8 protein-coding genes, 1 tRNA gene and 2 rRNA genes (1 of these 11 running past the window's edge) are annotated in these 11,754 nt (G+C 63.6%); 8 read left to right on the top strand and 3 right to left on the bottom strand.

The window, feature by feature from the left end:
• Positions 1-337: 337 nt before the first annotated feature.
• The 8 genes from QP166_RS01930 to QP166_RS01895 all read left to right on the top strand — a co-directional run bounded on the left by QP166_RS01930 (position 338) and on the right by QP166_RS01895 (position 8,549).
• Positions 338-1,375 carry a LacI family DNA-binding transcriptional regulator gene (locus QP166_RS01930; protein ID WP_333914380.1) on the top strand — a complete coding sequence of 346 codons (1,038 nt, stop codon included), beginning with the start codon at positions 338-340 and terminating at the stop codon, positions 1,373-1,375.
• Between the two features lie 80 nt (positions 1,376-1,455).
• A complete protein-coding gene (locus QP166_RS01925; RefSeq protein WP_333914379.1) occupies positions 1,456-2,244 on the top strand; it encodes a DUF1206 domain-containing protein in 789 nt (262 codons plus the stop codon).
• Positions 2,245-2,276: 32 nt separating this feature from the next.
• Positions 2,277-2,639, top strand: a complete 363-nt coding sequence (locus tag QP166_RS01920; protein ID WP_333914378.1) for a hypothetical protein — start codon at positions 2,277-2,279, stop codon at positions 2,637-2,639.
• A gap of 56 nt (positions 2,640-2,695) precedes the next feature.
• Positions 2,696-3,547: an archaetidylserine decarboxylase gene (gene asd / locus QP166_RS01915; RefSeq protein ID WP_333914377.1), complete on the top strand. Its 852-nt coding sequence runs from the start codon at positions 2,696-2,698 to the stop codon at positions 3,545-3,547.
• Positions 3,548-3,560: 13 nt separating this feature from the next.
• The gene (locus QP166_RS01910; protein WP_333914376.1) at positions 3,561-4,202 is read left to right on the top strand and encodes an FKBP-type peptidyl-prolyl cis-trans isomerase; all 642 of its coding nucleotides are present in this window, start codon (positions 3,561-3,563) and stop codon (positions 4,200-4,202) included.
• Between the two features lie 43 nt (positions 4,203-4,245).
• Complete coding sequence (locus QP166_RS01905) at positions 4,246-5,052, top strand: TrmH family RNA methyltransferase (RefSeq protein WP_333914375.1); 807 nt, start codon at positions 4,246-4,248, stop codon at positions 5,050-5,052.
• 117 nt (positions 5,053-5,169) lie between these two features.
• Entirely contained in the window at positions 5,170-6,474 is a 1,305-nt protein-coding gene (locus QP166_RS01900; protein WP_333914374.1) for a metal-dependent hydrolase family protein, read from the top strand.
• A 23-nt stretch (positions 6,475-6,497) separates the two neighbouring features.
• The gene (locus QP166_RS01895; protein WP_333914373.1) at positions 6,498-8,549 is read left to right on the top strand and encodes a S9 family peptidase; all 2,052 of its coding nucleotides are present in this window, start codon (positions 6,498-6,500) and stop codon (positions 8,547-8,549) included.
• A gap of 181 nt (positions 8,550-8,730) precedes the next feature.
• On the opposite strand, the gene QP166_RS01890 is transcribed toward QP166_RS01895, so the two are convergent.
• The 3 genes from QP166_RS01890 to QP166_RS01880 form a co-directional block, all read right to left on the bottom strand.
• Positions 8,731-8,807 (bottom strand) — tRNA-Met (locus tag QP166_RS01890).
• A gap of 49 nt (positions 8,808-8,856) precedes the next feature.
• A 5S ribosomal RNA gene (gene rrf, locus QP166_RS01885) occupies positions 8,857-8,971 on the bottom strand.
• A 126-nt stretch (positions 8,972-9,097) separates the two neighbouring features.
• A 23S ribosomal RNA gene (locus QP166_RS01880) occupies positions 9,098-11,754 on the bottom strand (it continues 135 nt past the right edge of the window).

The raw sequence follows: 11,754 nt of genomic DNA, 5'->3' as shown, positions 1-11,754 counted from the left end.
CGTTACCAACGCTGTGGTAGGCGTCATCGCCGCGTGAGCGCAAGGGGCAGCAATGGCAATCCGCATTCAACGATCACCGTTATTCCCCTCCTTCACTTAAGCCCCTCCCCTTCAGGGGAGGGGTTGGGGTGGGGGAAGTCTCAAGCGCTGGTCTCCATGAGACACGGCCCCACCCCGACCCTCCCCTGAAGGGGAGGGAGTTATCGGCTAAACGTCTCCCCGCCTTTGCGTCGAACGTCAAACCCGATCCCGGCAACTTGCATATTGACGATCCACAACGCAGCGAGGCACGTCCCTCCTTCGATCCACGGCCATCGCCGTCAGCTCAGGGAAGCGCTTGACCCAATCCACCCGGCGACGTCGCGGCGTCACGATCATCGACGTGGCCAAACATGCCGGCGTTTCGCCGATGTCGGTGTCGCGCGTCATCAACGGCGATGCCGGGGTGCGCGAGGGGACGCGCGCGATCATCAACGAGGCGATCAAGGCGCTAAACTACACGCCCAATCTCATGGCGCGCAGCCTCGTCACCTCGCGCGAGATCCGCATCGGCGTGATCTATTCCAACCCCAGCGCCGCGTTCATGAGCGACTTCCTCGCCGGGGTCTTCGAAGAGGCGTCGAGCCGCGCCGCGCAGTTGATCCTTCTGAAAGGCGAAAACGGCGGTGCGCCCTCGCCCGAGGCGATCGACCGCTTGCTCGGCGCCGGGGTCGGCGGGGTGATTCTCGCGCCGCCGCTGGGCGAGATCGCGAGCGTCCGCACGATGTTGCACGATGCGCGGGTGCCTGTCGCCCTGGTCGGCGCGCGCGCCGCCGACGCGATCTCGGTCGGGATCGACGATCGTCAGGCCGCCTATGACATGACCCGCCATCTGATCGGCATGGGGCATCGCCGACTGGGGTTCGTCGTCGGCAACACCGACCAGCAGGCCAGCACCGCCCGCCTCGATGGCTTCCACGCGGCGATCGATGCGGTGGATGGCGTGGAGGCTCAAATCGCGCAGGGCGATTTCAGCTACGCGTCCGGGCTCCTTGCCGGGGAACGATTGCTCGACGGCCCGGCGCCGCCGACCGCGATCTTCGCGAGCAACGACGACATGGCGGCGGCGATCGTGTCGGTCGCCCACCGCCGGCACCTCGACGTGCCGGGCGACCTGACGGTCACCGGGTTCGACGACACGACCGCGGCGATTACCCTATGGCCGCCGCTCACCACAATCCGCCAGCCCGTCCAGCAACTCGCCGCGGAGGCGCTGCAATTGCTGATCCGCGAGATGCGCGCCGGCGCGCCGCTCCCCGTCGGTGAGCGCGCGCGAGTGCTGGGCCACATGCTGATCGAGCGCGACTCTACCGCTTCGCCGGCCCGCTCAGCGTAGGTGGCAATCGCCGCCAAGCCGTTGCAATACTGGAACGACGGCGGCTGGTCGTTGTTCTCCCGACATAAAAGGGAGATCGCATGAACGCCAACTCGCGCCTGACGGCCTTGACCCGCATCGGCTTCGCGACGCGTGGCCTGCTCTACATCGTCATCGCTCTGCTGATCCTGCGAACCGGGAGAGCCGAGGATCCCAGCGGGGCGATCGAATATCTCGGCCAAGGTGGCGGGCAGGTCCTGCTCGGCGTCATCGCCGCTGGATTGACCGCTTATGGCATCTGGCGTCTGGCGGATGCCGCGCTCGACATCGAGCGCCACGGTGCCGACCGCAAGGGGATGCTGGAACGCGTCGGCGCCGGGGTGAGCGGCGCGATCCATCTGCTGCTCGCGTGGCAGTCGGTCCAATTGATGCGCGGCGCGGCCTTGTCCGGCGACGGCACGCAGGAAAGCGCCCGCACCGCCATGCAGCTACCCGGCGGATGGGCGCTGGTGCTGATCGGTGCCGCCGTGCTCTGCGTGCTGGGCGTGGTCCAGCTCGCCAAGGCGGTGAAGGGCTCGTTCCTGCGCTATCTCGCTCCCGCAATCGCGCGACAGCAATGGGTGCAATGGAGCGGCCGCGCCGGCTATGCGGCACGCGGTCTCGTGTTCCTCATCAGCGGCTATCTGCTCGCACGCGCCGGGATCGAGGAACAGGCAAGTCAGGCCGGCGGCATGGCGCGGGTGCTGTCGTGGCTGACCAACCCATTCGACCTGATCGTCGGCGTCGGCCTGTTCGCCTTCGGCCTGTTTAGCCTCGTTGAGGCACGCTACCGGCAATTGCACGACGTTCCGGTCGATGGCGCGATACGGCGCGCGACCAGCTGGCGATAGAGGCCGGTATTTTGGGCGGCAAGGATGCACCGATGACCGTTACCCCGCCACCATGGAACCCGGAACTCGTCCGCACGTGGCTCGAACGCCGCGCCGCTGCCGCCCGCCTCGATCAGGCCGCGGCGGACCGGCGCGGCTATGAGGCGCAGGGCGATTACGACGATGCGGCGGCCGAGGAATGGGTCTGCCGCGCGTTGCTAAGCGGTGGAAATGCTGGCGATTCAGCCGCGTTCGCCGCGCAGATCAAGCTGCTGCTCGGGCAGGAGGAATATCGGATAACCGGCATCAACGACGATCGTCGTTTCGAGCGGAGCGTCCGCGCGCAGCTTCGCAAGATCGCCAAGATGACCAAGGCCAACGATGGTTTCGATAAAACCCTGCGATATCAACGTTGACGCGATGAAGGTCGACACCCACCGCGATGCCCCTACAGTGACGCGTCGAGGTACAAATGTCTGATCGCCTGAAGGTTCTGCTTCAATATCTATTGCCGAAACAGCGCCTTACTACCTTGGCGGGTCGGGTGGCGCGCGCGCAGGGCGGCATGGCGACGACGCGGCTGATCCGCTGGTTCGCCGCCCGCTACGCCGTCGACATGAGCGAAGCCGCCGAACCGGACATCGCCAACTACAAGACTTTCAACGACTTCTTCACCCGCCCGCTCAAGCCCGGCCTGCGCCCGATCGCGAGCGCCGACTTCGTCTGCCCCGTCGACGGCACGATCAGCCAGTTGGGCGCGATCGACGATCATCATATGCTGCAAGCCAAGGGCCATCGCTTCACCACCACGCAATTGGTGGGCGGCGATGCCGCGCTTGCCGCGCAATTCCGCCATGGCAGCTTTGCAAATCTCTATTTGTCGCCAAGCGATTACCACCGCCTGCATATGCCATGCGACGGCCGGTTGACCCGCATGATCTACGTGCCGGGGAAGCTCTTTTCGGTGAACCCGGTCACCGCGCGCGGCGTCCCGAACCTGTTCGCGCGCAACGAGCGGGTGGTCTGCGTCTTCGAGTCAGCGGAACATGGCCCGTTCGTCATGGTCTTGGTCGGCGCCACGATCGTGGGCAGCATGGCGACCGTCTGGTACGGCGTGGTCAATCCGCAGCGCACCAATCGGCCGTCCGAATGGACGTATGATGATGACAATATCGTGCTGAAAAAGGGCGATGAAATGGGTCGCTTCCTGCTCGGATCGACCGTCGTGATGCTCTGGAAAAGGGAAGCGATCGCGTTCAACGAAGCCTGGCATCCCGAGCGGAAGGTGCGGCTGGGTGAGACGATGGGGCATCGTCACGCTTGATCCGCACGGCGCAATGAACGGCGTGGCGCCAGCCGCCCGCCTTGCCTATAGCGACGGCATGTCATTCCGTTCGCGCCGCGCGTCCCGCCTTTTCCTCGCAGCGATCCTCCCCGTGCTCGCTGCACCGACGCTCGCCGGAGCGGCAACGTCGCCGCAGAAAAAACCCCAAGCCGCGGCAACGACTTCCGTCCGAACCGACAATGCGATCATCCCCTTGCCGCTGAACCCCGTCGTTCCGGCAGGACAGCGGCTGTGCTCGACGACGGCGGCGACCGGTCTGGGCTCGACCATGCTCCGCGCCGGTACCGGTGCGAAGCCGACCGCCGGAGATGTCGTGCTCGTGAACTATATCGGCTATCTCGGGCAGACCGGCGTGGTCTTCGATCAGGGGATGCGATCGCCCCTGCCAGTCGACGGCGTGATTCCGGGGTTTTCGCAAGGCCTGCAGACGATGGCGCGCGGCGGCATATCGCGCTTCTGCATCCCCGCGGCTCTTGGATATGGCGCCCAAGCGTCGGGACCGATCCCCGCCAACGCCGACCTGGTGTTCCAGGTGGAGTTGCTCGACTTCAAGACGGCTGCCGAGGTGGAAAGCATGAACCGCACGCAAGCCGGCGACACCACGCCGCGCCAAGACATGCCGCCCCAGCCTTAAGGCCGGGACCTCCGGTCGGACGACGAGCCCCCCCAAGCCGCCTATGCCGCTGCTCATCGACATCCACGACGCGGACGATCCCCGGATCGAGCCCTATCGCGACATCCGCGAACGCGATCTCGTCGGGAGGGCCGGACTGTTCGTCGCCGAAGGCAAGGTCGTCGTCGAGAAACTGATTGGCAGTACGCTGTTTCGCCCACACTCGCTGCTCATCGCGGCGAAGCGGGTCGAGGCGCTCGGCACATTGCTCGCCCGGCTGCCGGACGATGTGCCGGTCTTCGTCGCCGATCAGACGGTGCTCGACGCGATCGCCGGCTTTGCGATGCATCGCGGGATCCTGGCGATCGGCAGCCGATCGGCCATCCCCGATGCCGACACGCTGCTGGCACGATTGGACGGTGACGCTGACGTGCTGGTGCTCTCCGGCATCGCCAATCACGACAATATCGGCGGCATCTTCCGCAATGCGGCGGCGTTTGGCGTTGCGGCCGTGTTGCTCGACGCGGACTGCTGTGATCCGCTGTACCGCAAGGCGATCCGGGTGTCGGTCGGTGCCACGTTGCTCGTGCCCACTGCACGGCTCGCGCAAGGCGAGGATGTGCTCGCGTTGCTCGATCGCCACGCCTTCGCACCAGTATCACTCAGTCCCGCCGGCACGACGCTGCTCAGCGACTGGCGTCCGGCGCGACGCAACGCGATGCTGCTCGGCGCGGAAGGCCCCGGCCTTTCCTACGAGCTGATCGAACGGAGCCACAGCCTGCGCATTGCGATGGCGGCGGACTTCGACTCGCTGAACGTCGCGACGACGTCAGGGATCGTCCTGCATCATCTGGCGACGACAAAGGCCTGATCCCCCGCGATATTTGATTGCTTAACCGACTGCTCGCTTCGGGATAGGCGAGGCCCTTGCAATCCGCTTGCCTTGATGCGGCTTGTCCGCAACGATGCCGGCAACGGGGAGCAGCAAATGTTAAAGGCATTGATCGTCGGCCTCGCCGCCGCAGTAGCGGTGCCGGCCGCGGCGCAACAACAGCAGGCCGCGCCGGTGTATATCCAGGCAGGCGCGTTGCTCGATCGTCCCGGCCAGGCGCCGCGCGGCGCAACGACGATCGTGGTGCGGGACGGCAAGGTCGCCGAGCTGCGCGACGGCTTCGTGGCGCCAGAGAATGGCGCGCGGCTGGTGGATCTGCGCAACGCCTTCGTTCTGCCGGGACTGGTCGACATGCACGTCCACTTGTGGGGGATCGGCGGCGATCCGATGAAGGCGCGGCTCGGCGCACTCACCCGCGATCGCTTCGACGACGAGATGACCGCGGTCGCCAATGCCCGCACGACGCTCAACGCGGGCTTCACCTCGGTGCGCGATCTGGGTGGTGACCCGCGGGGCATCCGCGCGCTGCGTGACGCGATCGACGCGGGGACCGTAGACGGACCGACGATCACCAACGCCGGCGAGATGATTTCGGTCACCGGCGGGCATGGCGATGGCGGCAACGGACTGGCGGAGGAATTTGCCGATGCGGTCCACGCGCACGAGGTCAATTTGTGCGACGGCCCCGACGACTGCCGCCGCGCGGTCCGCGCGCAGGTCGGGCTCGGGGCGAAGGTCATCAAGTTCGCCGCAACCGGCGGTGTGTTATCGAACGTCAGCGGTGGGTTGGGCCGTGCGATGACGCCCGAGGAAATGCGCGCGATCATCGATACCGCGCACGCGCTGGGCCGCAAGGTCGCCGCGCACAGCCATGCCGCCGAGGGCACGAAGGCGGCGCTGGAGGCGGGGGTCGACTCGATCGAGCATGGCACCTTCCTCGACGACGACACGATCCGGCTGTTCAAGACAAAGGGCGCGTATCTGGTACCCACCGAGATTGCGCCGGTCGCCGCGCTGGCGCAGGCGCGCGGCGGAGCGCTGCCCCCCGCCACGATCGCCAAGGCGGAGCAGGCCGCCGCAGCGATGGCCGCCAGCCACCGCCGCGCTTATGCCGCCGGGGTGAAGGTCGCTTTCGGCACCGACACGGGAGTGTCGACGCACGGCGACAATGCCACCGAGTTCGCGCTGCTGGTCAAGAACGGACTGACGCCGGCACAGGCGATCGCCGCCGCGACCACCGGGGCCGCGGCCCTGCTCGGTCGCGACGATGTCGGGATGCTCGCGCCGGGCAAGACGGCCGATATCATCGCTGTGCGCGGTTCGCCCCTGGACGACGTCACCCGACTGGAGCACGTCGACTTCGTCATGCACCGCGGCACGATCGTGAAGACCACGAACTGACAGCTTTTCCTGGAGTATCATCCTTGCGTCTGTCCCTCGCCCTCGCCTTGGTCGCCGCGGCCCCCGTCAGCGCCGCTCAGCAGCAGCCCAACGCCGCCCCTGCCGATGCCCCGAGCCGCGGCTTCACCGGCGGCGACCTCTTCGGCCTGTCGATCGCTGCCGAACCGCAGATCAGCCCCGACGGGCGCACGATCGTCTATGTCCGCCGCTCAGCCGACATCATGTCCGACCGGATGCAATCCTCGCTGTGGCTGATCGACGTGGCGAGCGGACAGCAGTCGCCGTTCGCCACCCAAGGATCGAGCCCCCGCTGGTCGCCGGACGGCACGCGCATCGCCTATGTCGCGGGGGACGGTGACGGATCGCAGCTCTTCGTCCGCTGGCTCACCAGCGGTGCCAGTGCGCGCGTAACCAGCTTCCCCGGCGATCCGCAGGCGCTCGCATGGTCGCCGGACGGCACTCGCCTCGCCTATGTCGCGACCGTCGCTGGCGAGGCGGCGGCGCTCGGCAAGGCGCCGGCCAAGCCCGAGGGTGCGAAATGGGCGCCGCCGCTGACTGTCATCGACCGCGTGAACTATCGCAACGACGAACCCGGCTACGTCAAACCAGGCCGCGACCATCTATTCGTCGTCGCGGCCGACGGCGGCGCGGCGCGACAGTTGACGTTCGGGGCGTTCGACGATGGCGGTCCGTTGTCATGGACGCCGGACGGGCAGGAGATCGTCTTCGCCGCGATCCGCGGACCTGAGGCCGAACGGCAGGTGATGAACTCCGACGTAATTGCGGTCGACGTAAACAGCGGTGCACTACGCACATTGACGACCCGCGACGGACCCGATGCGCAGCCACGTGTCGCGCCCGATGGCACGCGCGTTGCCTGGCTTGGATTCGACGACAAGCGCCGCAGCTATGAGAACACACAACTCTACATAGGTGATCGCAACGCGGCGAACCCGCGCTCGCTGACCGCGCCGCTCGATCGGGCGATCGAGGACGCGACCTGGGCCGCCGACGGGCGCAGCCTGTACGCCAGCTACGACGATCACGGCCAGCGCCACATCGCGCGGATCGGGCTCGACGGCCGCGTCCAGCCGCTGATCGACAATGTCGAGGGCGGCGGGCTCGACCGGCCTTATACCGGCGGCGCCTTCTCGGTCGCTAAGAACGGGGCGATCGCCTATACCGGCGGCGATGCATCCGCCCCCGCCGACGTGTGGCTATGGAGCAGCGGCAAATCGCGCCGGCTGACGCAGCTCAATGCGGTGATGACCGCCGCCAAGGCGCTCGCCCCGGTGCGGAAGATTGCAGTGAAGGCGCCTGATGGTCGCGCGATCGACGCCTGGCTGGCGACCCCGCCGGGCCTCGCGCCGGGCACGCGTGCGCCGCTGATCCTCGAGATACATGGTGGGCCGAACAGCGCCTATGGCGCCAGCTTCGCCACCGACATACAGCTTTATGCGGCGGCCGGCTATGCGGTGCTGTGGACCAATCCCCGCGGCTCTACCTCTTACGGCGCAGAGTTCGCCAATCTGATCGACAAGAACTATCCGTCTGCAGATTATGACGATCTGATCGCGGCGGTAGATGCTGCGATCGCCGACGGCACCGCCGACCCGGACAATCTCTTCGTCACCGGCGGATCGGGCGGCGGCGTGCTGACGGCGTGGATCGTCGGCAAGACCGATCGCTTCAGGGCGGCTGCTACGCAAAAGCCGGTCATCAACTGGATCAGCGAGGCGCTGACCATGGATGCGACGCTGTTCACCTCGCGCTATTGGTTCTCCAAGCTCCCGTGGGAGGATCCGATGAGTTATTGGAACCGCTCACCGCTCAGCCTCGTCGGCAACGTGAAGACGCCGACGCTGGTGGTTGTCGGCAGCGAGGATTATCGCACGCCTGTGAGCGAATCCGAGCAATATTACGCTGCACTCCAGATCCGCGGCGTGCCGACCGCGCTGGTGAAGGTGCCTGGCGCCAGCCACGCCGGCTTCACGTCGCGTCCGTCGCAATCGGCGGCGAAGGCGTCGGCAATCCTGGCGTGGTTCGACCGCTATCGTACCGGGCGCGTCCGGTAAGCTCGAGATGGAATAAGACCAGGGCCGCGAGAGCCAGATTGGCAGGCCTTAAACGCCGTGCGCGTTACCGCCATGGCTGGTGGTGTGTTTGTCGGCAGTTGGTTGCGTTTTGCTGGTGCTGCATGCACCCTTAACGCACGACAGCCCCGTCTCTATCGAGGCGGGGCTGTTGTGGTATGGATGGTTGCGGGGACAGGATTTGAACCTGTGACCTTCAGGTTATGAGCCTGACGAGCTACCGGGCTGCTCCACCCCGCGCCGAGGTGTAGGGAGAGTGAATGGGTTCTTTTTATGTGCGAGCTGCAATGCCTGGCGGCGACCTACTCTTCCATCGCTTGAGCGATAGTACCATTGGCGCAGAGGGGTTTCACGGCCGAGTTCGGGATGGGATCGGGTGGTTCACCGACGCTATGGCCACCAGGCAATGGAGCCTGCACATAAGTTCTTCCCGGTTTTGCGGCCGGGAGGATCTGGTTCAAAATCGATGCACTGATTTACTGGCTGGATGTCATCACCCGCATCCAACGCTGTTGTTGGGGGTGTGTGCTCTCAAGCGCGAATAGGACGATTAGTATCGGTTAGCTTCACGCGTTACCGCGCTTCCACATCCGATCTATCAAGGTCGTGGTCTCCGACCGTCCTGTGAAATCTTATCTCGAGGGAGGCTTCCCGCTTAGATGCTTTCAGCGGTTATCCCGTCCGTACATAGCTACCCTGCTGCGCCGTTGGCACGACGACAGGTACACCAGAGGTACGTTCAACCCGGTCCTCTCGTACTAGGGTCAACTCCTCTCAAATTTCGACGCCCACGGCAGATAGGGACCAAACTGTCTCGCGACGTTCTGAACCCAGCTCACGTACCACTTTAATTGGCGAACAGCCAAACCCTTGGGACCTGCTCCAGCCCCAGGATGTGATGAGCCGACATCGAGGTGCCAAACAACCCCGTCGATATGAGCTCTTGGGGGTTATCAGCCTGTTATCCCCGGCGTACCTTTTATCCGTTGAGCGATGGCCCTTCCACGAGGGACCACCGGATCACTATGACCGACTTTCGTCTCTGCTCGACTTGTCAGTCTCGCAGTCAGGCGGGCTTATGCCATTGCACTCTAACAGCCGGTTTCCAACCGGCCTGAGCCCACCTTCGCGCGCCTCCGTTACTCTTTAGGAGGCGACCGCCCCAGTCAAACTACCCGCCACAGAGGGTCCCTGTACCGGTTTCACGGTACGAGGTTAGACAATAGACAACAACAGGGTGGTATTTCACCTGTAGCTCCACACCGGCTGGCGCCAATGCTTCAAAGCCTCCCACCTATGCTACACAGTTCTTGTCCACTGCCACTCTGAAGCTGCAGTAAAGGTGCACGGGGTCTTTCCGTCTAACCGCGGGTACTCCGCATCTTCACGGAGAATTCAATTTCGCTGAGCATGTCCTGGAGACAGTGGGGAAGTCGTTACGCCATTCGTGCAGGTCGGAACTTACCCGACAAGGAATTTCGCTACCTTAGGACCGTTATAGTTACGGCCGCCGTTTACCTGGGCTTCATTTCAGAGCTTGCACCCCTCCACTTAACCTTCAGGCACCGGGCAGGCGTCAGGCCCTATACGTCGTCTTGAAGCCGACTTAGCAGAGCCCTGTGTTTTTGCTAAACAGTCGCTACCCCCTGGCCTGTGCCCCCCATGATGGCTTGCGCCTACATGGGGCCTCCTTCTTCCGAAGGTACGGAGGCAATTTGCCGAGTTCCTTCAGGACACTTCTCTCAAGCGCCTTGGTATACTCTACCTGACCACCTGTGTCGGTTTCGGGTACGGTCTATACGGTGGGGCTATTTCCCGGGACAGCTTCGAAGCCAGCTCAATCCGTTAAGAGCTGACAACACACGCCATCCGTCACACACCACCAGGCCCACGAATATTAACGTGGTTCCCATCGACTACCCCCTTCGGGCTCGTCTTAGGGGCCGGCTCACCCTGCGCGGATTAGCCTTGCGCAGGAACCCTTGGTCTTTCGGCGAGAGGGCATCTCACCCTCTTTATCGCTACTCATGTCTGCATTCGCACTTCCGATACCTCCACGACCCATTACCAGATCGCTTCGCAGGCTTACGGAACGCTCCGCTACCGCGTATCCTCAGATCAAGTCTGGGACACACCCTAAGCTTCGGTGCACGTCTTGAGCCCCGTTACATCTTCGCCGCAGGAACCCTTAGCTAGACCAGTGAGCTGTTACGCTTTCTTTAAAGGATGGCTGCTTCTAAGCCAACCTCCTGGTTGTTTTGGGATTCCCACATGCTTTCCCACTTAGACGTGACTTGGGGACCTTAGCTGTAGGTCAGGGCTGTTTCCCTTTTGACGACGGACCTTAGCACCCGCCGTCTGTCTCCCGGATATCACTCCTAGGTATTCGGAGTTTGGTTAGAGTTGGTAGATCTCGCGACCCCCGCATCCATCCAGTGCTCTACCCCCTAGGGTGTCCATCCGAGGCACTACCTCAATAGTTTTCGCGGAGAACCAGCTATTTCCCGGCTTGATTGGCCTTTCACCCCTAAGCACAACTCATCCGGTAACTTTTCAACGTTAATCGGTTCGGACCTCCAGTGTGTGTTACCACACCTTCATCCTGGTCATGCATAGATCGCCGGGTTTCGGGTCTAATACTTCAAACTATGTCGCCCTATTCAGACTCGCTTTCGCTGCGCCTACACCTATCGGCTTAAGCTCGCTTGAAACATTAAGTCACAGACCCATTATGCAAGAGGTACGCTGTCAGGCCTCAAGGACCCTCCAACTGCTTGTAGGCAATCCGTTTCAGGTACTGTTTCACTCCCCTCATCGGGGTGCTTTTCACCTTTCCCTCACGGTACTAGTTCGCTATCGGTCGCATACGAGTATTTAGGCTTGGAGGGTGGTCCCCCCATGTTCAGACAGGATTACACGTGTCCCGCCTTACTCGAGTCCTTGATCATCACTTTCGCATACGGGGCTGTCACCCGCTACGGCCGAACTTTCCAGTTCGTTCTGCTAGTTGAAATCAAGGCACTGGCCTGGTCCGCGTTCGCTCGCCACTACTAACGGAATCTCGGTTGATGTCTTTTCCTCCAGGTACTGAGATGTTTCAGTTCCCCGGGTTCGCTTCTCGAAACCTATGTATTCAGTATCGAGATACTCAAATTCCCAATTACCTGACCAAAGTCAGATAATCAGG

Origin of the sequence: Sphingomonas sp. LR60, assembly GCF_036855935.1 — a bacterium.
Classification (GTDB): Bacteria; Pseudomonadota; Alphaproteobacteria; order Sphingomonadales; family Sphingomonadaceae; genus Sphingomonas.
The sequence above is the reverse complement of the archived record's forward strand: the minus strand, read 5'-3'. Positions and strand labels throughout refer to the sequence as shown.

Coding starts and splice junctions, on each gene's coding strand:
- QP166_RS01925 (WP_333914379.1), top strand. CDS start 1,456: ATGAACGCCAACTCGCGCCTGACGGCCTTGACCCGCATCGGCTTCGCG.
- QP166_RS01920 (WP_333914378.1), top strand. CDS start 2,277: ATGACCGTTACCCCGCCACCATGGAACCCGGAACTCGTCCGCACGTGG.
- asd (WP_333914377.1), top strand. CDS start 2,696: ATGTCTGATCGCCTGAAGGTTCTGCTTCAATATCTATTGCCGAAACAG.
- QP166_RS01910 (WP_333914376.1), top strand. CDS start 3,561: ATGAACGGCGTGGCGCCAGCCGCCCGCCTTGCCTATAGCGACGGCATG.
- QP166_RS01905 (WP_333914375.1), top strand. CDS start 4,246: ATGCCGCTGCTCATCGACATCCACGACGCGGACGATCCCCGGATCGAG.
- QP166_RS01900 (WP_333914374.1), top strand. CDS start 5,170: ATGTTAAAGGCATTGATCGTCGGCCTCGCCGCCGCAGTAGCGGTGCCG.